At 60.7% G+C, this 22,035-nt stretch carries 19 protein-coding genes and 2 pseudogenes; 16 read left to right on the top strand and 5 right to left on the bottom strand.

Going from position 1 to position 22,035, the window contains the following annotated elements; all coding sequences use genetic code 11:
• Position 1 precedes the first annotated feature (1 nt).
• The gene (locus M5C71_RS30875) at positions 2-5,929 is read left to right on the top strand and encodes an Hpt domain-containing protein (protein WP_248769500.1); all 5,928 of its coding nucleotides are present in this window, start codon (positions 2-4) and stop codon (positions 5,927-5,929) included.
• A complete protein-coding gene (locus M5C71_RS30870; RefSeq protein WP_100944631.1) occupies positions 5,922-6,377 on the top strand; it encodes a chemotaxis protein CheW in 456 nt (151 codons plus the stop codon). Before M5C71_RS30875 ends, M5C71_RS30870 begins: the two co-directional genes overlap by 8 nt.
• 99 nt (positions 6,378-6,476) lie before the next feature.
• Here M5C71_RS30870 and M5C71_RS30865 read toward each other — a convergent pair whose 3' ends face one another.
• Complete coding sequence (locus M5C71_RS30865) at positions 6,477-6,977, bottom strand: hypothetical protein (RefSeq protein ID WP_248769499.1); 501 nt, start codon at positions 6,975-6,977, stop codon at positions 6,477-6,479.
• Positions 6,978-7,163: 186 nt separating this feature from the next.
• Here M5C71_RS30865 and M5C71_RS30860 point away from each other — a divergent pair.
• Positions 7,164-7,313: pseudogene (locus M5C71_RS30860) on the top strand (chemotaxis protein CheW); the annotation flags it as partial.
• 155 nt (positions 7,314-7,468) lie between these two features.
• Here the strand turns inward: M5C71_RS30860 and M5C71_RS30855 are convergent.
• Positions 7,469-7,804 (bottom strand): annotated as a pseudogene (locus M5C71_RS30855) (transposase); the annotation flags it as partial.
• A gap of 415 nt (positions 7,805-8,219) precedes the next feature.
• Between M5C71_RS30855 and M5C71_RS30850 the strand changes: the two are divergent.
• Complete coding sequence (locus M5C71_RS30850) at positions 8,220-9,572, top strand: S8 family serine peptidase (protein ID WP_152736832.1); 1,353 nt, start codon at positions 8,220-8,222, stop codon at positions 9,570-9,572.
• Positions 9,573-9,826: 254 nt separating this feature from the next.
• On the opposite strand, the gene M5C71_RS30845 is transcribed toward M5C71_RS30850, so the two are convergent.
• Positions 9,827-10,240 carry an RDD family protein gene (locus M5C71_RS30845; protein WP_248769498.1) on the bottom strand — a complete coding sequence of 138 codons (414 nt, stop codon included), beginning with the start codon at positions 10,238-10,240 and terminating at the stop codon, positions 9,827-9,829.
• Positions 10,241-10,363: 123 nt separating this feature from the next.
• Here M5C71_RS30845 and M5C71_RS30840 point away from each other — a divergent pair, with 123 nt between their 5' ends.
• The 11 genes from M5C71_RS30840 (at position 10,364) to madM (ending at position 18,910) form a co-directional block, all read left to right on the top strand.
• On the top strand, positions 10,364-10,993 hold the full coding sequence (locus tag M5C71_RS30840; RefSeq protein ID WP_152736833.1) for a nucleotidyltransferase domain-containing protein: 630 nt from the start codon (positions 10,364-10,366) through the stop codon (positions 10,991-10,993).
• Entirely contained in the window at positions 10,956-11,390 is a 435-nt protein-coding gene (locus M5C71_RS30835; protein WP_248769497.1) for a hypothetical protein, read from the top strand. Before M5C71_RS30840 ends, M5C71_RS30835 begins: the two co-directional genes overlap by 38 nt.
• 109 nt (positions 11,391-11,499) lie before the next feature.
• Positions 11,500-13,176 carry a malonate decarboxylase subunit alpha gene (gene mdcA, locus M5C71_RS30830; RefSeq protein WP_152736835.1) on the top strand — a complete coding sequence of 559 codons (1,677 nt, stop codon included), beginning with the start codon at positions 11,500-11,502 and terminating at the stop codon, positions 13,174-13,176.
• Positions 13,177-14,157 (top strand): triphosphoribosyl-dephospho-CoA synthase, encoded by a 981-nt coding sequence (locus tag M5C71_RS30825; RefSeq protein WP_248769496.1) that lies wholly within the window; start codon positions 13,177-13,179, stop codon positions 14,155-14,157.
• Positions 14,157-14,456, top strand: coding sequence for a malonate decarboxylase subunit delta (locus M5C71_RS30820; RefSeq protein ID WP_177145739.1), 300 nt, complete (start codon positions 14,157-14,159; stop codon positions 14,454-14,456). Before M5C71_RS30825 ends, M5C71_RS30820 begins: the two co-directional genes overlap by 1 nt.
• Complete coding sequence (locus M5C71_RS30815; RefSeq protein WP_103494419.1) at positions 14,449-15,300, top strand: biotin-independent malonate decarboxylase subunit beta; 852 nt, start codon at positions 14,449-14,451, stop codon at positions 15,298-15,300. The genes M5C71_RS30820 and M5C71_RS30815 overlap by 8 nt, the downstream gene beginning before the upstream one ends.
• Positions 15,297-16,100: a biotin-independent malonate decarboxylase subunit gamma gene (gene mdcE / locus M5C71_RS30810; protein ID WP_248769495.1), complete on the top strand. Its 804-nt coding sequence runs from the start codon at positions 15,297-15,299 to the stop codon at positions 16,098-16,100. Before M5C71_RS30815 ends, mdcE begins: the two co-directional genes overlap by 4 nt.
• A gap of 6 nt (positions 16,101-16,106) precedes the next feature.
• Positions 16,107-16,736, top strand: coding sequence for a malonate decarboxylase holo-ACP synthase (locus tag M5C71_RS30805; protein ID WP_248769494.1), 630 nt, complete (start codon positions 16,107-16,109; stop codon positions 16,734-16,736).
• Positions 16,733-17,662 (top strand): malonate decarboxylase subunit epsilon, encoded by a 930-nt coding sequence (gene mdcH, locus M5C71_RS30800; protein WP_248769493.1) that lies wholly within the window; start codon positions 16,733-16,735, stop codon positions 17,660-17,662. Before M5C71_RS30805 ends, mdcH begins: the two co-directional genes overlap by 4 nt.
• 65 nt (positions 17,663-17,727) lie before the next feature.
• Positions 17,728-18,144 carry a malonate transporter subunit MadL gene (gene madL, locus M5C71_RS30795; RefSeq protein WP_177104266.1) on the top strand — a complete coding sequence of 139 codons (417 nt, stop codon included), beginning with the start codon at positions 17,728-17,730 and terminating at the stop codon, positions 18,142-18,144.
• 1 nt (position 18,145) lies between these two features.
• On the top strand, positions 18,146-18,910 hold the full coding sequence (madM, locus tag M5C71_RS30790; protein WP_100944641.1) for a malonate transporter subunit MadM: 765 nt from the start codon (positions 18,146-18,148) through the stop codon (positions 18,908-18,910).
• A 4-nt stretch (positions 18,911-18,914) separates the two neighbouring features.
• On the opposite strand, the gene M5C71_RS30785 is transcribed toward madM, so the two are convergent.
• Positions 18,915-19,829 (bottom strand): LysR substrate-binding domain-containing protein, encoded by a 915-nt coding sequence (locus tag M5C71_RS30785; RefSeq protein ID WP_100944642.1) that lies wholly within the window; start codon positions 19,827-19,829, stop codon positions 18,915-18,917.
• Positions 19,830-20,088: 259 nt separating this feature from the next.
• The gene (locus tag M5C71_RS30780) at positions 20,089-20,427 is read right to left on the bottom strand and encodes a DUF3077 domain-containing protein (RefSeq protein ID WP_248769492.1); all 339 of its coding nucleotides are present in this window, start codon (positions 20,425-20,427) and stop codon (positions 20,089-20,091) included.
• 419 nt (positions 20,428-20,846) lie between these two features.
• On the opposite strand from M5C71_RS30780, the gene M5C71_RS30775 reads away from it, so the two are divergent.
• Complete coding sequence (locus M5C71_RS30775; RefSeq protein WP_248769491.1) at positions 20,847-21,869, top strand: type II toxin-antitoxin system PemK/MazF family toxin; 1,023 nt, start codon at positions 20,847-20,849, stop codon at positions 21,867-21,869.
• Positions 21,870-22,035: the final 166 nt, after the last annotated feature.

Below are 22,035 nucleotides of genomic sequence, written 5' to 3'. Positions count from 1 at the left end.
CATGAGCGATCAGCACGACTATGTGGCCCTCGAATGGGTCAAGGGCGAAATCGCCGATACCCTGAAGCAGGCGCGCCAGGCCCTGGATGCGTTTGATGAGCCGACGCATTCGGCCCTGGACATCGCCGAATGCCTGGAATGCATTCACCAGGTCCATGGCAGCTTGCAGATGGTCGAGTTCTACGGCGCGGCCCTGCTCGCCGAGGAAACCGAAGCCCTGGCCCTGGCCGTGCAGCAAGGGCGGGTGGTCGATCTGCCGGAAGCGCTGAAATTGCTGCGCCAGGCCCTGGGGCAGATGCCGTTGTATCTGGACCGGGTCCACAGTGCCCGCCGCGACCTGCCGTTGGTGGTGCTGCCGCTGCTCAATGACCTGCGCAGTGCCCGGGGCGAAAGCCTGCTGTCGGAAACCAGCCTGTTCAGCCCGACCCTGCCGGAGTTGCCGCCATTGGCCGAGGCGACCCTCGCCGAATTGACCCCGGCGGAACTGCCGGCCTTGTTGCGCAAGCTGCGGCAGATGCTGCAGACCGCGTTGGTCGGTTTGCTGCGCGAACAGGACGACGAGACCAACCTCGGCTATATGGCCAAGGTCTTCGCCCGGCTTGAAACCCTCTGTCTGAATGCGCCGTTGGGGGCGCTCTGGCAAGTCGCGTCGGCGCTGGTCGAGGGCATGCTCGCGGGTGTCATCGCCAACAGCCCGGCCCTGCGCAGTCTGCTCAAGGACTCCGACAAGGAACTCAAGCGCCTGCTGGAGCAGGGCATCGCCGGAATCAACCAGCCGGCCCCGGAAGAGTTGCTCAAGAGCCTGCTGTTCTATATCGCCAAGGCGCGCCAGCCGACGGCGCAGATGCTCGCCCTGAAAGAACGTTATGGCCTGGATGAAGCCCTGCCCGATACGGCGGTGGTCGACGAGGAGCGGGCGCGTCTGGCAGGCCCCGACCGCGATGCCATGCGTTCGGTGGTCGCGGCGTTGTGCGAGGAACTGGTGCGGTGCAAGGAACGGCTGGACCTGTTCGTGCGCGGCGACCGCCAGCACACCGATGAACTGTCGAGCCTGCTGGCGCCCCTGCGGCAGATCGCCGATACCCTGGCGGTGCTCGGCTTCGGCCAGCCGCGCAAGGTCATCATTGACCAGACGGCGGTGGTCCTGGGCCTGGTCCAAGGCCAGCGCGAGCCGAATGACTCGGTGCTGATGGACGTTGCCGGCGCCTTGCTCTACGTCGAGGCGACCCTGGCCGGGATGATCGGCACCGTGGAGCCGGAAAGCCGTGAAGAAAGCCGCCTGCCGACCACCGACCTGACCCAGATCCACCAGTTGGTGGTCAAGGAATCGCGGATCTGCCTGCAACAGGCCAAGGACCTGATCATCGAGTACATCGATGCCGACTGGGACCGCGAGCGCCTGTTGCCCTTGCCCGAGTTGCTGACCTCGGTCCGTGGCGCCTTGTCGATGATTCCCCTCGGCCGGGCCGCGAGCCTGCTGGAAACCTGTAATCGTTATATCCACGACCACCTGTTGAACGGTCCGCAACCACCTTCCTGGCAGCAACTCGACCGCCTGGCCGATGCCCTGAGCAGTATCGAGTACTACCTCGAACGTTTGGGCGAAGACCACGAGGCGCCGGGTGAACGGGTGCTGGACATGGCCGAGGAGAGCCTCGATGCCCTGGGGTATACGCCTGTCGAGCAGGACGTACCGGTGCTCGAAGATGTCCTGAGCCCCAACGAAGCCCAGGTGATGCAGGACTTGCAGGTGCTGGATAATCCGCAGGTGGTGCAGTCCCTGGCCGATGTCCTGGCCAGCCCCGTGTCCGCCCTCAACCCGCCGGCCCGCCAGGTCCCGGGCAGCCTGCTGCCGCCACCGGGCGACGAAGCTCCGGTGGACGACGAATTACGTGAAGTCTTCCTGGAGGAATGCGCGGAAGTGCTCGATGTGCTGCGCGAATACCTGCCGCGCTGGGCGCTGAATACCGAGAGCAAATCGGCCCTGACCGAGCTGCGTCGCGCCTTCCACACGCTCAAGGGCAGCGGCCGGATGGTCCGGGCGCTGGTGCTGGGCGAGCTGGCCTGGGCGGTGGAAAACCTGCTCAACCGTGTGCTTGAACACAGCGTCGAGGCCGACGCGCCGGTCCACCAGTTGCTCGACGATGTGCTGCAGGTGTTGCCGGAGCTGGTCAGCGAGTTTGCCGAACAGGCCCAGCGCCAGCGCGACGATGTCGACCTGCTGGCCGCCCGAGCCCATGAGTTGGCGGGTTCGGCTGCGGACGAAGCCACGCCCGGGGACGTGGGAGAGACCGACGATGAGGCCATCGACCGGCAGTTGCTGGATATTTTCCGCAACGAGGCCGAGACGCATCTGGACAGCCTCAACCATTTTCTCGAAGAGGCCACCGAACACCTGCCGCTGGCCGCCAGCGACGAATTGCAAAGGGCGTTGCACACCCTCAAGGGCAGCGCCTACGTGGCCGGTGTGCGACCGATCGCCGAACTGGCGGCACCTTTCTACCATCTGGTGCGTGAGTTCAAGGCCCATCTGTTGCCGCTGGACCTGGACGAGATCGAGTTGCTGCTGGAGGCCGAGGTCCTGTTGCACCAAGGGTTGAAGCAACTGGCTGACGACCCGCTGGCGGCCATCGACGGCGCCGCGGAGCTGATCCGACGTGCCGAGGCCCTGCTCGCGGCCCGGCTGGAGTCGCTGCTCAGCGTTACCAGCGGCACCAAGCGTGACCCGCAACTGATCAACAACTTTCTGGCCCAGGGCATGGATATCCTGCTGGACGCGGAAAACCTGCTGCTGCGCTGGCAGCAGCACCCCGGCGAGCGTGAGGAGCTCAACAGCCTGCTGGACGAGCTGACCACCCTCGGCCAGGGCGCCCACAGTGCCGACCTGCACCCGGTGGACGAACTCTGCGAAGCCTTGCTCGACCTCTACGGTGCGGTCGAAGAAAGCAGCCTGGCAGTCAGCGAGCGGTTTTTCCATGAGGCGCAGAGTGCCCATGAAGCGCTGATCAACATGTTCGACGAACTGGCCGCCGGCCAGGAAATCAAGGCGCAACCGGAGCGACTGCGGGCCCTGCGCGAGCTGCTCGACGAAGCTCTCGATCCATCCGCCACCGGCCTGATCAAGACTGACGGCAGCCGCGCCCTGAGCATCGCCGAACTGGGCGCCGCCACCGCCGAAGCGAGCCAGGCCCTCGATGAAGTGGACCTCGACGACGAGATCGTGGTGATCTTCCTCGAAGAAGCCGCGGATATCCTCGACAGTGCCGGGCTGGCCTTGCAGCGCTGGCTCGACGATCCGGACAACGCCGCGCCGCTGCTGTCCCTGCAACGGGACCTGCACACCCTCAAGGGCGGCGCGCGCATGGCCGAGATCGGCCCGGTGGGCGATCTGGCCCACGAACTGGAAAATCTCTACGAAGGCCTGGTGGACCGGCGCTTCAACCATTCTCCCGAACTGGCGCTGCTGTTGCAGAAAAGCCATGACCGCCTGGCGGTCCTGCTCGACCAGCTCCAGGGGCATCAACCCCTGGGCGATCCGAGTGCGCTGATCGAGTGCTTGCGCCAGTTTCGCCAGGGCAGCAGCGCACCGCTGGAGGTGAGCGAGGCCGCCGAAGCGCCCGCGTCCGTGAGCGGCAACGATCCGGAGTTGCTGGAAATCTTCCTCGAAGAGGGGTTCGATATCCTCGAAAGCTCCGGCGCGGCCTTGCTGCGCTGGCAGGCTGAGCCGGCGAATCGCCAGGACGTGGAAACCCTGCTGCGTGACCTGCACACCCTCAAGGGCAGCGCGCGCATGGTGGAAATCGTGCCGATCGGCGACCTGGCCCACGAGCTGGAGTTTCTTTACGAAGGGCTGTCGGCCGGGCTGCTGCAACCGGGGCCGGAGCTGTTCGGCTTGTTGCAGGCCGGCCATGACCGGCTGGCGCATATGCTCGATGCGGTGCGCGCCGAACAGCCGGTGCTGCCCGCCGATGCGCTGATCCAGGATATCCAGGCGTTTGGCCGGCAGTCGCCGGTCAATCTGCCGGTCGCCGCCCCGATTGTCGCGCCGGCAGCACCCAAGCCCGAGGCCTCGACGGTCGCCGAGGCCGAGCGGGCGGCCCAGGATATGGTCAAGGTTTCGGCGGATGTGCTCGAAGACCTGGTCAACCTGGCGGGTGAAACCTCGATCTTCCGTGGCCGTATCGAGCAGCAGGTCAACGACGCCAGGATCGCGCTCAACGAAATGGAGACCACCATCGAGCGTATGCGCGATCAGTTGCGCCGTCTCGACACCGAGACCCAGGGGCGGATTCTCAGTCGCCAGCAGGTGGAAGCCGAGCGCCTGGGTTATGAAGAATTCGACCCGCTGGAAATGGACCGGCATTCGCAGTTGCAGCAATTGTCCCGGGCCTTGTTCGAGTCCGCCTCCGACCTGCTGGACCTCAAGGAGACCCTGTCCGGGCGCAACCAGGATGCGGAAAACCTGCTGGCGCAACAGGCGCGGGTCAACACCCAGTTGCAGGAAGGCCTGATGCGCACGCGCATGGTGCCGTTCGAGCGTCTGGTGCCACGCCTCAAGCGTATCGTCCGGCAGGTGGCGGGGGAGTTGGGCAAGGAGGTCGATTTCGTGGTCGGCAATGCCGAGGGCGAGATGGACCGCAATGTGCTGGAACGCATGGTCGCGCCCCTGGAGCATATGTTGCGCAATGCCGTCGACCACGGCCTGGAAAGTGCCGAAGGCCGGCGTGCGGCCGGGAAACCGGAGCAGGGGCTGATCAGCCTGGACCTGTCCCACGAAGGTGGCGATATCGTCTTCGATATACGTGACGACGGCGCCGGGGTACCCCTCGAAGCGGTGCGGCGCAAGGCGATCAAGCGCGGTCTGCTGGAGCCGGACATGCCGATCAGTGATCGCGACGTGTTGCAGTTCATCCTCCAGCCGGGCTTTTCCACGGCGGAAAAGATCACCCAGATTTCCGGGCGCGGCGTGGGCATGGACGTGGTTCACGAAGAGGTGCGGCAACTGGGCGGCACCATGCGTATCGACTCCATCCCGGGGCAGGGCGTGCACTTCCAGATCCGCCTGCCGTTCAGCGTCTCGGTGAACCGTGCATTGATGGTGCAATGCGCCGACGAGCAATACGCGGTGCCGCTGAACACTGTCGAAGGGCTGGTGCGGGTCTTGCCGAGTGAGCTGGAAGATTATTACCAACTCGATCCGCCGCGCTACGAATACGCCGGGCAGACCTACGAGCTGCGTTACCTCGGCGAACTGCTGCAAACCGTGGGCAAGCCCAAGTTGTTCGGCCAGAGCCTGGCGTTGCCGGTGTTGCTGGTGCACTGCAACGATCAGCGCATGGCGCTGCAAGTGGATGCCCTGGCGGGTTCGCGGGAAATCGTGGTGAAGAACCTCGGGCCGCAGTTCGCCGCGGTACCGGGGCTGTCGGGGGCGACCATCCTGGGCGACGGTCGCGTGGTGCTGATTCTCGATTTGCTCGCCCATGTGCGCAACGCCTTGTCGCGGGCGCCGGTGCAGTCCATCTCCAGTGGTGCGAGCGTGGATGTCACGCCGGTGCGCCCGACCCTGGTCATGGTGGTGGATGACTCGGTCACCGTGCGCAAGGTCACCAGTCGCCTGTTGGAGCGCAACGGCATGAACGTGCTGACGGCCAAGGACGGGGTGGATGCCATGATGTTGCTGGAGGAGCACACCCCGGACCTGATGCTGCTGGACATTGAAATGCCGCGTATGGACGGTTTTGAGGTGGCGACACGGATCCGCAACGATGAACGCCTCAAGGACCTGCCGATTATCATGATCACCTCGCGTACCGGGCAGAAACACCGGGACCGGGCCATGGCCATTGGCGTCAACGAATACCTGGGCAAGCCGTACCAGGAGTCGGCGTTGCTGGAAAGCATCGCCTATTGGAGTCAGCTCCATGCATGAACACAGCACCAGCAGCCTGACAGGGCTGATGCTGCCGTTGGCAGACCGTTACCTGTTGCTGCCGAATGTCGCGGTGGCGGAGCTGATCGACTACCAGCGCGGCGAGCCGGCCAGCGATGCGCCGCCGTGGTATCTGCGGCAGGTGACCTGGCGCAACCAGCAATTGCCGTTGATCAGCTTCGAGGCGGCCTGCGGCTGTCCGCTGGCGGTGGGGGATCGGGCGCGGATCGTGGTGCTCAATGCCTTGGGTGGGCGGCCGGAATTGAAGTTTATCGCGCTGGTGATCCAGGGGATTCCGCGTTCGTACAAGCTCGACAGCCAGTTGAGTTTTGTCGATGTGCCGTTGTGCCGGCTGGAGAAGGCGGCGGTGCAGGTCGGCGAGTGGGTGGCGAAGGTGCCGGACTTGCTGGGATTGGAGCAGTTGGTGCTGGAGTCCGGGTTGGCCTGACAACCCGGACTCGGCGTAACGGCTGCCGGCCCAGTTCCTCAAGGTCATCTTTCAACCTGATACGTCGGGCCGCCTGAAACCCTTGGCGAACGTGGTTTTCTATTTTTTATCGGGAATTTGCACAACTTTAATGTCATCGATGTCCACCTTACGGGACACACCGGTCCCATCCCCGATATCCGTACCGATCACGATATGGGGTCTGTTACCGGTGTAGCGAACTCCGAGTGGCTCACTTTGCAGCCACTTGCCGATTGGAGTGCGCTGATCTATACGAAAAGCTCCATAGGACAGCGATATGTCCGCTGTAATGATGACCGCGACGTCTGTTGTTTCCCCCGGCTCCGGCGGGTAAATGCGGTATCTGAAGGATGTATCAAGCTTCCCTTTCTCCTGCTCTGAGCCAGGAAGGGTAAATATCTTGGCGAGAGAGGGCATAAACCTGTGTGTGGGTCTGCATTCCAGCTTGCCGGACCAGAAAGTGTTCGGGCCCTGCGGCCCTTCTTCCGTTTTGAGTATCCCATCCAGAGATCCAATATCATTTTCCCAGCCGTGCCTTTCTCCATCTTCGAAATCGGTAAAATCGTCCAGGTTCTTCATCTTGGTTTCTCCGGTCACTGGCGCTTTTGACCCTGCCCGTGGAGCCGGACATTGGAGATCGCAGCGCGGTTTTTAGTAGGCGCTGGAGACGGTTGTTTGACTACTGTCAGAACTGACAGGTCGAAGTCACTATCCGACAAAAGGTTCTGATGCTTTCGCAACACAGAATCACCTCTAGTCTCGATCCGTTCGTAGAAGCTCGACAGCCAGTTGAATTTTGTCGATGTGCCGCTGTGCCGGCTGGAGAAGGCGGCGGTGCAGGTGGGCGAGTGGGTGGCGAAGGTGCCGGACTTGCTGGGGTTGGAGCAGTTGGTGCTGGAGTCGGGGTTGGCTTGACGAACGGCGGGTTTTTTTCGTTCACAGGCCTCGCAGATGACATCACCCTGTAGGAGCAACTGTCTTGACCGTTTTTTTGAAAATCATTTCAAGGGACGGTCAAGCTCCCACAGCTCTAGGCCATGCAATTTCTTAAGGAAACAACCGCAGCCACACTAGGCGACGTGTTCTTTCCATTCAGAACCGTCACGGATCATCGCGTTCAAGCGGATCAGCAAGACTCGCATGCAGGCGATGAGTGCCACTTTGGCGCATTTGCCTTTGTCGCGTAACGCCTTGTATCGGGCATTAAATTCTGGCTGATACCGAATTACGATCCAGCTGGCCATGTACAACGAGCGCCTCACAGCAAACCGTCCACCGCTGATGTGACGCTTACCTTTATGCTTGCCGCTGTCGTCGTTATAGGGGGCTACACCTGCTAATGCGGCGATCTCGTGCCTGCCCACCTCGCCCAACTCGGGGAGGTAGGACATTAGGCTAGCGGCCGTACCTCGTCATTGAGTACCCGCTCGAGCTGGGGGCCGTTCTGACATTTCCGCCGCTGAATAAGATTTTGGCAACGGTTCGATGTTCTTCTCCTCGACCCCGGCATGCGGGTCGGCCTGTCTGTTCATCGTCGCCAATGTGCGTATCGCCGACGTCAGCGGCCTGGACGGACTGCCCGATAACCGCCACTGCAGTCCCCGCCAACAGTTTCCGACGCGTGACGGCGGACACACTTCTGCTATTCTCAACCATGATCCGAGCTCCCTAAGGACTTAAATGACGATAACGAGCAAGCAGTCGAGAGCGGCAAGAGCGCTACTGCAGTGGGACCAGAAGGCGGGCTGAAGCTGGACATACCCAGCCCTGGCTGCAGTTTGCGGGGCAAGTAATTCTCAGTATGCTCCATGGAGGTGCGTGATGAATGAAGCCTATAACTTACTTGTGAAGTTCACTCCAGACAGTATTTCCAATGTAACAAATGGAAAGATATTTTTTCATGAATCAGAAAAACTAGCAAAGGATGCGAGTTTTTTATCTGATTTAGAATATCGCCATGCCATTCCAGGATTGGCAGAGACGGGCAAAATAAAAAACGAAGAAAATAGTATTGATTTTTCTCAATATAAGGGGCTCGTCTATATCAAAAACGCACCCTCCATGTCATTTGAAGAATTGCAGCGCCTCGCAACGGCGTTGAGGGATATGGATATTGTAGAGTATGTTGAAATTGAGCCAGTCGAGCCTGAGCTTGATCCAGTCGGGCCTGCTCCGACGCCGTCAGGCGAATGTACAGCAGGCCCCACAAGTACAACTCCGAACTTCGTTGATCGGCAAGAGTATCTCCAAGGTGATTTGGGATCAAATGTCATTGGTATTGATGCCATGAATGCTTGGCGATTATTTGAGGCTACCGGGCGAGGAATTAGATGTGCAGATATCGAAAACGGCGAGTTTGCTTACGATCATGAAGATCTGGAAGGCGCTAATTTTATAGAGCTCGTTCCAATGCCCGGTGAGAATACCAATGACCACGGGACTCAAGTTGCTGGTGTCGTCTTTGCTAGAAACAATGGATTTGGCATGCTGGGCGTTGCCTATGAAGTTGATGTATTTTACGGGATTTCGCAGGGTCCTCTTGGTCGCGTTGGCGGTATTGCTGAGGGTTTGAAACATTTAAGAGCCGGAGACGTATTTATATATGAAATGCAAACGGGCGGCCGTGAGGGCCGATTGGTACCCGCTGATTTTAATAGGGGTGTTTGGGACATAACAAAACAGGCCACTGATGCTGGAATTATTGTTGTCGCCGCTGCCGGTAATGGTCATGAAGATTTAGACCATCCGTTTTATGAGGAATATAGAAGCCGTGGCGACAATGGAAGTATTCTCGTCGGCTCTGGAACACGGACCGGCCGTAATTGCTCCGTTTTTTCTACATATGGTAGCCCGATACATTTACAGGGGTGGGGTGGTGATGGGTATGTGGCTACTTGCGGCGTTGGTGATCTTTTTAATGAGGGGCGTACGAGGACTTATGCCGCAGAGTTTGCAGGAACCTCTGCGGCCACGGCAATTGTAGGAGCAGCCGTCATTGCGGTGCAGTCATGGTTTAAAAGGACTGGCACGGTAATAACGCCAAGACACATGAGAGAGCTATTAATTCGGACGGGTACACCTCAAGGAACAGGTGGACATATCGGTCCACTTCCCCATATCGTGAACGCCATTGCTTCAATGTCTGCGGTCGAACTGCCGGCGCCGGCGATCTAAAGAGGTCAGCAGCCGCCAGCTCGATCCGCTGGCGGCGTTGACCACGCTGACGGTGCTGGTGTCGCAATACGATGATATCGCAAGTGCCGACCAGATCAGTGTGATACAAGGCCAGTCAAACTGGGGTCGTTCTGACCCTGGCGCAGCTAACGCCGCGCCTCGTACATCCGCTGTTTACTTGCGCGAGGCCTTATCGGTCATCCGAGTGGCGCGTAGGGTGGCCTCTTCGGCGGTACGTTGTGCCTGCTCGGCCATTATCTGAAGACAATCGTAGACGCGAGCATGTCACCCAACCGCTTCCTTGAACCAAAGAAAATAAATATCCAGTCAAAAAAATTTAGAAATGGCGTCGTAATATTGCGCATAAACGATTGATATAAATTGCAGTTCAGGTAACTACGCTCATCAATCACTGACATCCCCAACAGCTTTTTACCCACGCTTTTCCCGTTCGGCATTGCATCGGAAAACAAGTAATACGCCGCAGTGGAGCCTAACGCCAGAAGACCGACTACATTCGGTGGCAATCCGACAAATTTGGCCGCTCGGCCTGCGAGAAAGAACAGGAAAAAGGTGACCAGGGAGTCAATGATTTGTCCTCCCCTGCGTCGCCCTAGACCAGGTGTTTTGGCAGGCGCAAGCCGCCGGGATTTTCTAGGAAATTTCACTCAAGCGAAAGAGCCAAGTCCTCGTTTGGCCCCCGAAAACGCTTTGCGATTGGCATCAAATGGCCCTTGATAAGTCCCAAAAAGGGACCTATCGTTCCCTTTTTGGGACTCTTTGGCGCGACCATGCAAACCCTCTCCCTCAGTGACGCGTTATTTACTGCAACACAACAGCGAATCCTGGGCTTGCTCTTCGGCAAGCCGGACCATAGTTTTTATGCCAATGAGATAGCCCGTTGGGCGAAGATCGGTAAGGGCAGCCTGATGCGTGAGTTGGAGCGCTTGCAACGGGCTGGCATCCTGACCCTCAGTCGGCAGGGTAATCAGACACACTACCAAGCCAATCCGGCGTGTCCTATCTACCAGGAATTGCTGGGCATTGTGCGCAAGACATTCGGCATCGTCGAGCAGTTGCGTGTGGCGCTCGGTCCGTTTGCGGATCAAGTAGCTTGGGCGTTTGTTTACGGCTCCATCGCCAAGGACCAAGCCCATGCCGGCAGCGATATCGACCTGATGTTGATTGGCGACGACCTGCACTACAGCGAAGTGATGGAGCGGCTGTTGCCCATGGAAGAACAAGTGGGCCGCACCATCAACCCCACGCTGTACAGCTTGGAGGATTGGAACGCAAAACTTGCCACTGGCAACAGCTTCGTTCAGCGGGTGGTGGAGCAGGAGAAGCTCAACATCATGGGTGAAAACCCAGTGGAGTCTAAGGATGGACAAAAACCAAAGCCTGGAAAACCTGCAACGTAGCGGCGGCCTGAAGGCCGAGCCAGCGGACCGCAAGGAGTGCGAAGGTCTGATGCGCTCGGCGAGTGATCGTTTGCAGGATGCACGTAGCGCCCAACTTTCCTTTGCCAGCCGCTTCGACCTGGCCTATAACGCCGCCCATGGAATTGCCCTCACGGCATTGCGCTTATCGGGCTTTCGTTCCGACCGCCGTTATCTGGTGTTTCAGTGCCTGGTTCATACCGCCGGGATCAACAAGTTGCAGGTTCGCTTGTTCGCGTTGTGTCACGAGCGCCGAAACCTGGCGGAATATGAAGGCTACATGGATGAAGACGAGAGGTTGTTGGCGGAGTTGATCGACAGCACCACTGCATTGAAGGCCGTCGTTGAGCAAACAATGGCTGGGCTTTATTCCGGCTGATTGAGTGGAACCATTACCCTGACCGTAACGATCCACCGCTGGGCTTGATTGATGCCCGGGCGATTCACTCCTACTGTCTACTCCACGAAAGCGAACCCGTGGAGTGAGCATGACAACCCCCAATTCCCCCGACTCGCGCTGGACGCGGCGGCGCACCGAGAAGCAGCGCCGTCTCGAACAGGTACGAGCCCTCGCCGATGGCGTGGTGTTGCCGACCGACAAGATCGTCGCCGCTCTCGAAGCCCTGATCATGCCCGGCGACCGGGTGGTGCTGGAGGGCAATAACCAGAAGCAGGCGGATTTCCTCTCCCGCTCCCTGGTGAAAGCCGACCCGGCCAAACTCCACGATTTGCACATGATCATGCCCAGCGTCGGTCGCGCCGAGCACCTGGACCTGTTCGAACGCGGCATCGCCCGCAAGCTGGACTTCTCCTTCGCCGGCACCCAGAGCCTGCGCATCAGCCAGTTGCTGGAAGACGGCCTGCTGGAAATCGGCGCGATTCACACCTACATCGAACTCTATGCCCGCCTGGTGGTGGACCTGATCCCCAACGTGGTGCTCAGCGCCGGTTTCATGGCCGACCGCGCCGGTAATATCTACACCGGGGCCAGCACCGAAGACACCCCCGCATTGATCGAGCCGGCGGCCTTCAGCGACGGGATCGTGATCGTCCAGGTCAATCAACTGGTGGATGACGTCAGCGAATTGCCCCGGGTGGATATTCCCGCATCCTGGGTCGACTTCGTGGTGGTGGCCGACAAACCCTTCTATATCGAGCCGCTGTTCACCCGCGACCCGCGCCATATCAAGCCGGTGCATGTGCTGATGGCGATGATGGCGATTCGCGGGATCTACGAAAAACACAATGTGCAGTCCCTCAATCACGGGATCGGTTTCAACACCGCCGCCATCGAACTGATCCTGCCGACCTACGGTGAGTCCCTCGGCCTGAAAGGCAAGATCTGCCGCAACTGGACGCTCAACCCACACCCGACCCTGATTCCCGCCATCGAAAGCGGCTGGGTCGAAAGCGTGCATTGCTTCGGCACCGAGCTGGGCATGGAAAACTACATCGCGGCCCGCCCGGATGTATTTTTCACCGGTCGCGACGGCTCGATGCGTTCGAACCGGATGTTCTGCCAGTTGGCCGGACAGTATGCGGTGGACCTGTTTATCGGCGCGACCTTGCAGGTCGACGGCGACGGTCATTCGTCCACCGTGACCCGTGGCCGCCTGGCCGGTTTCGGCGGGGCGCCGAACATGGGACATGACCCGCGCGGTCGCCGCCATGGCACCCCGGCCTGGCTCGATATGCGCCTGGACACCGGTGACGCGCCCGAAGCCTTGCTCGAACGTGGCAAGAAGCTGGTGGTGCAGATGGTCGAGACCTTCCAGGAAGGCGGCAAGCCGACCTTCGTCGAAACCCTCGATGCCGTGGAAGTGGCGAAGAAGAGTGGGATGCCGCTGGCACCGATCATGATCTACGGCGACGACGTGACCCATTTGCTCACCGAAGAGGGCATTGCCTACCTGTACAAGGCCCGTTCCCTGGAAGAACGCCAGGCGATGATTGCCGCCGTGGCCGGTGTCACGGCCATCGGCTTGCGACATAACCCCAAGGACACGGCGCGGATGCGTCGCGAAGGTTTGATCGCCTTGCCTGAAGACCTGGGCATTCGGCGCACCGACGCCAGCCGCGAACTGCTGGCGGCCAAGAGCGTGGCCGACCTGGTGGAATGGTCGGGAGGCCTCTACAACCCGCCCGCCAAATTCAGGAGCTGGTAAATGCACGCCTTCAATCTGCAAGTCCAACCCCTGTCACTGGCCGAGCGCCTGGCGGATTTCGCGGTGGAAGCGCTGATCGACGAAGCCGACCTGTCACCCAAGCCGGCCTTGGTGGATCGACGTGGCAACGGTGCGCATACCGACCTTCATCTGGGCCTGATGCATGCTTCGGCGTTGTCGCTGTGGCCGATGTTCAAGGAGATGGCCGAAGCCGCGCAAGGTCTTGATAACGCCAGCGACGTTTCGGAATACACCGTCCCCTGTAGGAGCGAGCTTGCTCGCGATGGAGGTCCAGGCGCCACGGGGTATCAGGCACCCCGCGTTATCGTTGACGCCCATCGCGAGCAAGCTCGCTCCTACAGGGAGCTGCGTGAGGCGCTCGGTCGCATCGGTCGCGAAGGCGAGCAGGCGATGCTCAAGACCACCGGCGGCGTAAATACTCATCGCGGTGCGATCTGGGCCTTGGGGCTGTTGGTCGCCGCAGCGGCGCTGGACCCAAGCGCCGTCAGCGCCAACACCCTGACCCTGCGCGCCGCCCGCCTGGCGTTGCTGGAAGACCGATACGCCCCCAACAGCAGCAGCCACGGCAGCCAGGTCGCCCAACGCTACGGCGCACGCGGTGCCCGTGAGGAAGCGCAACTGGGTTTCCCAGCGGTTACCCAACTCGGTCTGCCACAACTCAAACGAACCCGCCTCGCCGGCCACGGCGAGCAGAACGCCCGGCTGGATGCTCTGCTCGCGATCATGACCACCCTGGCTGACACCTGCGTGCTCTACCGCGCGGGCGTGCCGGGTTTGCAGGCCATGCAACAGGGCGCCCGCGCAGTGCTGGAAGCCGGCGGTAGCGCCAGCCTGGCCGGTCGGCGCTGCCTGCATGAATTGGATCAACAGCTGTTGGCGATGAACGCTTCACCGGGAGGCGCGGCGGATCTGCTCGCGGCCTGCCTGCTGATCGACCGCCTCGAACAGGAAGCCTTGTGATGGAAAAGTTGTCCTTTGAATTCCCCGCCGGGCAACCGCCCAAAGGCCGGGCGCTGGTGGGTTGTGTCGGCTCGGGTGACCTGGAGGTACTGCTGGAACCCGGCCATCCCGGCACCTTGTCGATCCAGGTAACGACTTCGGTAAACGGCAGTGCCTCGCGCTGGCAGCACCTGTTCGAGCGTCTGTTCGACGGCCAGTTGCCGCCGGCATTGTCCATCGACATCCATGATTTCGGTGCCACCCCTGGCGTGGTCCGCTTGCGCCTGGAGCAAGGTTTCGAGGAGATCGGCCATGACTGACAGCGAGCGTTTGTTGCACAAGCACAGCTTCGTCGAACTCGGCGCCCGCCAGCGTGCCCGGGCCTTGCTCGACAGCGGCAGTTTTCGCGAGCTGCTCGACCCCTTTGCCCGGGTCATGTCGCCCTGGCTCGAACGCCAGGGCGTAGTGCCCCAGGCCGACGACGGCGTGGTGATCGCCAAGGGCAGCATCGACGGTTTGCCGCTGGTGATCGCCGCCATCGAAGGCGCGTTCCAGGGCGGCAGCCTTGGTGAAGTGGGCGGTGCGAAAATCGCCGGTGCCCTGGAGTTGGCCGCTGAAGACAACCGCAACGGCATTCCGACCCGCGCCGTGTTGCTGCTGGAAACCGGTGGTGTGCGTTTGCAGGAAGCCAATCTGGGGCTGGCGGCCATCGCCGATATTCATGCGGCGATTGTCGACCTGCGCCGCTATCAGCCGGTGATCGGCGTGGTGGCGGGTAGCGTCGGCTGTTTTGGCGGCATGTCCATCGCGGCGGCGTTGTGCAGTTATCTGGTGGTGACCCAGGAGGCGCGTCTGGGACTCAATGGCCCGCAAGTGATCGAGCAGGAGGCGGGGCTGGACGAGTACGACTCCCGCGACCGGCCGTTTATCTGGAGCCTGACCGGTGGCGAGCAACGTTTCGCCAGCGGCCTGGTGGATCGTTATGTGGCCGACGATGTGGCGTTGATCCGGCAACAGATTGCCGAATTGCTGGAAGCCGGTTTGCCCGGTGTACAACGCAGTCGGCAGGCGGAGTGGTACCTGCAACGCTTGGCAGAACTGGATGCTGAACCGCAAATCGATCCGGCCACGGTACGCCGTCTTTTCCAAGGAGATCGTCCATGAGCGCTTATTCCCTGCGGGGTTTGCACTGGTTCCAGGGGCTGGCGGCGGAGGCTGTTGAAGTGTCCGGGCTGCCGCCTTCATTGAAAGTCGCCGATGGCCAACTCGGTGATCAGCCAGTGCGCTTTCTGGCGGTGGTGGCCGATCCGGCCAACCGGTTTGTTCGTGCCCGCAATGGCGAAGTCGGATTGCTGGAAGGTTGGGGCCTGGCCAAGGCCGTGGACGAGGCGATCGAGGCCGACAGCGGTCGTGCCGGGAAGCGCGCCTTGATCGCCATTGTCGATGTGCCGAGCCAGGCTTACGGCCGTCGTGAAGAAGCCCTGGGGATTCACCAGGCCCTGGCCGGTGCGGCGGACAGTTATGCCCGTGCCCGCCTGGCCGGTCATGCGGTGATCGCGCTGCTGGTGGGCAAGGCAATGTCCGGGGCGTTTCTCGCCCACGGTTATCAGGCCAATCGGTTGATCGCCCTGCGCGATCCGGGCGTGATGGTGCATGCCATGGGCAAGGCCTCGGCGGCGCGGGTGACCTTGCGCAGCGTCGAAGAACTGGAGGCCCTGGCCGCCAGCGTGCCGCCGATGGCCTATGACATCGACAGTTACGCCAGCCTGGGGCTGCTGTGGAAAACCCTGGGCGTGGAGCAGATCGAACAGCCCACGGCGGCCGACTTGGCACAGGTGGAAGACTGTCTGGTTGAAGCTATCCACGATGTGACGGCCAAGGGCGCGGACTTGAGTGGGCGCCTGGGCGCGAGCAATCGGGCGGCGTCGAGTCGGGTTCGGCAACTGTTGCGCGAGCAGTGGTGAGCCGCGATGCACGCTGACCACGACTTCCTGCCCCACGACTTGCTCTGGGGACTGACCCCGGCGCAGTTGCCGGAGGAGGCGCCGGATTGGGTGGCTGAGGCGCTGAGCCTGGGCCAACCGGTGGTGGTGCGCCGGGCGCTGACGGCGCCGGATCAGGTGGCGGTGGGCGTGCGCGGGGTTTTGCGTGAGCAGCGTTTCGCCACGCTGATGCCACGGGTGCTGGTCGAGCGCTGCGTGCGGCCCGAAGCTCTTATCGATATTGAAGTCTGTGCTCAGGATTGGCCGGCCCTGCAGGCGCTGCATTACCTGCGGTCGTTGTTGGATGCGTCGGGTCTGGTGTGGGGCGTCAGCGGCAGTGCCGGTTTCGAGTTGGCCACCGGTTTACCGACCCTGCATCAACAGAGTGACCTGGATCTGATTCTGCGTGCGCCGCAAGCGCTGTCGCGACGTCAGGCCAATGGTTTGTTGCAGCAACTCGATAACCCGTTCTGTCGTGTCGACCTGCAACTGCAAACCCCGCTGGGCGCGGTGGCCTTGGTGGAGTGGGCGGGCACGGCGCGCCGGGTCCTGCTCAAACGGGCCGATGGCGTGCAGTTGGTGCTCGATCCCTGGAATGACCTGGAGCGCGTGGCATGAGCAGTCTGCTGGTGTTTCCCGGCCAGGGCGCGCAACAGCCCGGCATGCTGCAGCGCCTGCCCGATGCCGCTATCGTTCGTGGCTGCCTGCACGAAGCGAGCGATGTGCTGGGCGAGGACGTGAGCTTGCTGGATACGTCGCAAGCCCTGGCCTCGACCCGGGCGGTTCAGCTTTGCCTGCTGATCGCCGGCGTGGCTTGTGCCCGGCTGTTGCTGGAAGACACGGCGCCGCCGGCTTATGTCGCCGGCTTGTCCATCGGCGCCTATCCGGCGGCGGTACTGGCCGAGAGCCTGACGTTCAGCGACGCCCTGCGCCTGGTCAGCCTGCGTGGTGAGTTGATGCAGCAGGCTTATCCACAGGGCTACGGCATGACCGCCCTGATCGGGTTGGATCTGGCGGCTGTGGATAAGTTATTGGCCCAGGTGCATAGCGAACGGACACCGGTCTATCTGGCGAATATCAACGCCGATAACCAATGCGTGATCGCCGGGAGTGACGAAGGCATGAGCGCGCTGGTTGCCCTGATGAAAAAGGAGGGTGTGGCCAAACGCCTTGCGGTCAGCGTGCCGTCCCATTGCCCGCTATTGGATGAGCCAGCCCAGGTATTGGCCGCCGCCTTTGCCAGGGTGTCGATGCAGGCACCGCGCCTGGGCTACCTCAGTGGCAGCAGCGCGCGGCTGCTGCGTAGTGCTGAACAGATCCGCGATGACCTGGCCTTCAATATGCGCCGGGTCGTCGATTGGCGAGGCACCGTGCAAAGCGCCTATGAGCGCGGTGCCCGCCTGCAGATTGAACTGCCCCCGGGCTCGGTCCTGACCGGCCTGGCGCGCCGGGTGTTCGAGCAAGGCTCCGTCATTGCGTTCGACGGCGCCCGCCTGGACACCCTCAAGGCGCTGTTGGATGAGGAGGGACGCCGTCACCGATAAACACCGGCTGCTGCTTCGAAGGACAAAAACAACAACTTCGACAATGCAATGTGAGGACAACAAGAATGATTATCTACGGTGTGGCGCTGCTGGCGATCTGTACGCTGGCAGGGGTGATTCTGGGGGACATGCTGGGCGTGCTGCTAGGCGTCAAGTCCAATGTCGGTGGGGTCGGGATCGCGATGATCCTGTTGATCTGCGCCCGTTTGTGGATGCACAAACGGGGCGGCCTGACCAAGGATTGCGAGATGGGCGTCGGTTTCTGGGGTGCCATGTACATTCCGGTGGTGGTCGCCATGGCGGCCAACCAGAACGTGGTCGCGGCGCTGCACGGCGGGCCGCTGGCGCTGCTGGCGGCGATTGGCTCGGTGGTGGTCTGCGGTTGCACCATTGCCCTGATCAGCCGGATCCATAAAGGCGATCCGCTGCCGGATGAACCGTTGGCGGTTGTCCCGACCGCCACCGTCGCGGGAGGTCGCTGATATGTGGGATCTCATTGGCAAGGACCTGGGGCAGAACTCGCTGATCACGGCATTCGCCGGTGTTGGCCTGGTGATGTGGGTGTCGGTGGTGCTGTCCAAGCGCCTGACCTATGGCCGGATCCACGGTTCGGCGATTGCCATCGCGATCGGCCTGGTGCTGGCGTGGATCGGCGGTACGTTGACCGGCGGGCAGAAAGGGCTGGCGGATGTGGCGCTGTTTTCCGGTGTCGGTTTGATGGGCGGGGCTATGTTGCGGGACTTCGCCATCGTCGCCACGGCCTTCGAGGTCCAGGCGACCGAGGCGAAGAAGGCGGGGTTGGTTGGAGCGCTGGCGTTGCTGCTGGGTACGTTGTTGCCGTTTATTGTCGGCTCGTGCATGGCCTGGGCCTTCGGTTATCGCGATGCGGTGAGCATCACCACCATTGGGGCCGGGGCGGTGACCTATATCGTCGGGCCGGTGACCGGGGCGGCGATTGGCGCGAGTTCCGAGGTGGTGGCGCTGTCGATTGCGACGGGCTTGATCAAGGCGATCCTGGTGATGGTCGGTACACCGGTGGCGGCGCGTTGGATGGGGTTGGACAACCCGCGTTCGGCGATGGTGTTCGGTGGTTTGGCGGGCACGGTCAGTGGGGTGACCGCGGGGTTGGCGGCGACGGATCGGCGGTTGGTGCCTTATGGCGCGCTGACGGCGACTTTCCATACCGGGTTGGGTTGTCTGCTTGGGCCTTCGGTGCTGTTCTTCATTGTGCGCGGTCTGGTGGGCTGAGTATTCAGCCTAACCTGTTGGCATACATGCGGCATTCCGCCAACAGGGCCAGCAGGTTGGGATCACGCTCCTTGGCCTTGAGAAACACCACGCCAATATGCTGTTGCAGGCGGTAGCGCGCCTGCAATGGAATCAGCTTCACCCGGTTCTCATACACCGCCGCAATCCGCCCCGGCAGCAAGGCATAACCGACGCCGGAGCTGACCATGCTCAACAGCGTGAAGATATCGTTGACCTGCATCGCCACCTTCGGCTCGAACCCGGCCTGCTCGAACACCCGATTGCCGTCCCGGTGGGTGGCGAAGCCTTGGGTCAGGGTAATGAAGGTCATGTCTTTCAGGTCCGCCAGGTCAACTTCGTCCTGTTGGGACAAGGGTGAGTCGGCGGGGGTGGCCAGGAAAATATCATCGGAAAACAGTGGCAGATGCTCGCAGTCGGAGTCGTTGGTGGTTTCATCCAGCGACACCAGGATCGCGTCCACTTCCATGTTCTTGAGCTTGTACAGCAGGTCGAAGTTCGAGCCCAGGATCAGGTCGATATTGAGCTCGCTGCGACGGATCTTCAGGCCCATGATCAGTTGCGGCACGGTTTTCACCGTCAGCGAATAGAGCGACCCGAGCTTGAAGCGTTCGGCGGAGAACCCGGCGGCTTCGCGGGTCATGCGCACGCTTTCGACCACATCCTGGATCAGCTTCTGCGCGCGCTCTTCCAGCACATAGGCGCTTTCCAGCGGTGTGAGGTTGCGGCCTTCGTGCTTGAACAACGGGCAGCGCAGGGCGTTTTCCAGGGAGTGGATGGCCCGGTGCACGCTGACATTGCTGGTCTGCAACTCGGCCGCCGCCCGCGCCAGGTTGCCGGTACGCATAAAGGCCAGGAACACCTCCAGCTTTTTCAAGGTCAGCTCTTCGTCGATCAGCATGGCGCGGACTCTTTTTCGAATGCCCCGATTGTGCCCAAGTCCCGGGGTTTTGGCTGGGGCTTTTTCAGAATGGAGCCGACTTGAGGGACGCTCGATTGCCTGTGAGGATTTTAGCGTTCTCCCAGGCCTCTTCGCGGGCAAGCCCTGCTCCTACAGTTTTCCGTCGTTCACAGAACTCGTGTGCGCCACCGTACTGTAGGAGCAGGGCTTGTCGGATCGCCGCACCGCCGCGAAGGCACCCGCTCAGGCGCTACGAGTTTTACGGGTGGTCTACCCCGCGCTTATCCAACGCCGAATCGACCAGCGCCTTCGCCAACTCGATCAGATGCACCACGCCCAGCACCACCTTGCGGTTGGCGCCACTCAGGTTTTCCACGGATTCATAGGCTGTTGCGGCGGCCGACTCCAGCAACTCGTAGGCGGTGGTCAGCGACTCTTCCGAGCGCGCATCCGCGCGAATCTGGAACAGGCTTTCCGGTAGTTTGTAAGGTTCGGGTGGTTCAACCGGTGGCAGGTTGTAGTGGGCGAATACCCGGTCGCTGTTTTTGTCGTGCCTGTGCAGCGGGCTGACGGGTGGGTCGGGGGTAATCTTCGACATATTCTCGACTCTCTCAACATGTGAGTTGAGCCGCCAAACACCACTGCTAAATGGTTAGGTGGCGGCCGTACGCAGGTTAGCAGACCGGCGAGTCAAGAAACCGGCGCACCCGAAGATGCCCTGCGCACAGCCACCATAATGCGCAGGCCACAAAAAAAGCGCCTGACAGGACGGGGGCGCTATGCGCCTTGACTCAACGCGGGCTGCTAAACCCGATCACTGAATTGGCAGTGACGAACGAAGACTAGCCACGTGTTTTGGCAGGCGCAAGCGCTCAGGATTTTCTAGGAAATTTCACTCAAGTGAAAGAGTAAAGTCGCATTCAGTGGTCTGCAAACTGGCGATTTTTTCGGACTATGATCACCCCAGCAACTGGCGTGGGCATGAGCGGCCCCTTAATCACAATCTCAAGGACGCACATGCAGACAATTGTTGTTCGTTATTTGGAGGTCATTACGTCTCGCGACGGAGTGCCTGGAACATCGGTCCTGCTGGGGACTGAAATTTACGAGAATATTAAAGAGGTACTCATTCCAGGAATACCCCAGCCAAAGGGTGATCGTGCCTTGCATCCGGTGTTCTTCACGAAATGCTTTCTTGGTATCGATAATCATCTGTGGCGGGTGGAGTCGGTAGCGGCGACACCCGCGGATGCACAGCAGCCAGCTTTCTTCTCGGTCTTGATCAAACGACATGATGTGTCCAAGGAAATATTTCTTTACCAGACTCTGAAATCAAACAAGGGGCTGACGGCACAGAAAATTTTGGGGCAGCAGGGCACGTTGGTGGAGGTGGATTACGGGTTTGTCCAGAGGGCTGGCCGGATGAACGCGATCAGTAAAACGAATAAGCGTTATATGGATACGTTGCTTGAGGCGGAAATGCACAAGCGGCGGTTAGCGGTGGTCGTGAAAGTGATATCAGCGAACCTGATTCAGGTCGCTCCTGTTACGTCCCGAGAGATAAAGCCGGGTGATCGAACGGCGTTCAAGCTTGATCGAAGTACACTCGAAAAAATGCCTAGGTATCAGAACAGCGGTAAAGAAAGTTACGTTATTTGCAGCATGCTTGAGTGTGTGTCTGTACAGAGGATTTTACCGCCGGTCAGCTATTTCAAAGAGGGGCGAAGTTCAGGGCGTAACGCCAACTATGGCATTGCCCTCAGTCGCTCCGAGAGCAAAAAGCTCAAGAGCGCGTTGATTCACGCGATTGGAGCGGGTGACCATGTTCCCTATAACGATGTCCTACAGAGCCAGCGCCAGGTTGACCAGCTTCAGGCATCTGTCGAGTCTTTGACGGCTCAATTGAAGGCCCAAGCGCAACGCCTCAATCATTTGTCGGCAGTCGAGCGATTGGCCAAAAGCTGGGCTGAGTCCATGGGGCGTGACTATGAAGATGAGCTTGAGTTTCAGTGCGCTCTGGACGCCGAGAATGGGCTTTGACTGACACGGCTTGTCCGGTCAGTTGGGCCTGAGCAGATTGACATGAACTACGGCTTTCAATAGCATTGGAAAACATGGTCCGGAAATCGAGAGCAGAACTCTACCCGGGCGACAGGGCTAGTACCCTTTTCTGTGAAAGTAAAATGTACAAAATAGCCGCCTTCAA

Origin of the sequence: Pseudomonas sp. MWU12-2345, assembly GCF_023242385.1 — a bacterium.
GTDB lineage: Bacteria > Pseudomonadota > Gammaproteobacteria > Pseudomonadales > Pseudomonadaceae > Aquipseudomonas > Aquipseudomonas gingeri_D.
This window is presented reverse-complemented; position numbering and strand designations above follow the sequence as displayed.

Coding starts and splice junctions, on each gene's coding strand:
- M5C71_RS30865 (WP_248769499.1), bottom strand. CDS start 6,977: ATGAAGAACCTGGACGATTTTACCGATTTCGAAGATGGAGAAAGGCAC.
- mdcE (WP_248769495.1), top strand. CDS start 15,297: ATGAGCGCTTATTCCCTGCGGGGTTTGCACTGGTTCCAGGGGCTGGCG.
- M5C71_RS30780 (WP_248769492.1), bottom strand. CDS start 20,427: ATGTCGAAGATTACCCCCGACCCACCCGTCAGCCCGCTGCACAGGCAC.
- M5C71_RS30785 (WP_100944642.1), bottom strand. CDS start 19,829: ATGCTGATCGACGAAGAGCTGACCTTGAAAAAGCTGGAGGTGTTCCTG.
- M5C71_RS30815 (WP_103494419.1), top strand. CDS start 14,449: ATGACTGACAGCGAGCGTTTGTTGCACAAGCACAGCTTCGTCGAACTC.
- mdcH (WP_248769493.1), top strand. CDS start 16,733: ATGAGCAGTCTGCTGGTGTTTCCCGGCCAGGGCGCGCAACAGCCCGGC.
- M5C71_RS30875 (WP_248769500.1), top strand. CDS start 2: ATGAGCGATCAGCACGACTATGTGGCCCTCGAATGGGTCAAGGGCGAA.
- madL (WP_177104266.1), top strand. CDS start 17,728: ATGATTATCTACGGTGTGGCGCTGCTGGCGATCTGTACGCTGGCAGGG.
- M5C71_RS30840 (WP_152736833.1), top strand. CDS start 10,364: ATGCAAACCCTCTCCCTCAGTGACGCGTTATTTACTGCAACACAACAG.
- M5C71_RS30835 (WP_248769497.1), top strand. CDS start 10,956: ATGGACAAAAACCAAAGCCTGGAAAACCTGCAACGTAGCGGCGGCCTG.
- madM (WP_100944641.1), top strand. CDS start 18,146: ATGTGGGATCTCATTGGCAAGGACCTGGGGCAGAACTCGCTGATCACG.
- M5C71_RS30870 (WP_100944631.1), top strand. CDS start 5,922: ATGCATGAACACAGCACCAGCAGCCTGACAGGGCTGATGCTGCCGTTG.
- mdcA (WP_152736835.1), top strand. CDS start 11,500: ATGACAACCCCCAATTCCCCCGACTCGCGCTGGACGCGGCGGCGCACC.
- M5C71_RS30825 (WP_248769496.1), top strand. CDS start 13,177: ATGCACGCCTTCAATCTGCAAGTCCAACCCCTGTCACTGGCCGAGCGC.
- M5C71_RS30820 (WP_177145739.1), top strand. CDS start 14,157: ATGGAAAAGTTGTCCTTTGAATTCCCCGCCGGGCAACCGCCCAAAGGC.
- M5C71_RS30775 (WP_248769491.1), top strand. CDS start 20,847: ATGCAGACAATTGTTGTTCGTTATTTGGAGGTCATTACGTCTCGCGAC.
- M5C71_RS30850 (WP_152736832.1), top strand. CDS start 8,220: ATGAATGAAGCCTATAACTTACTTGTGAAGTTCACTCCAGACAGTATT.
- M5C71_RS30805 (WP_248769494.1), top strand. CDS start 16,107: ATGCACGCTGACCACGACTTCCTGCCCCACGACTTGCTCTGGGGACTG.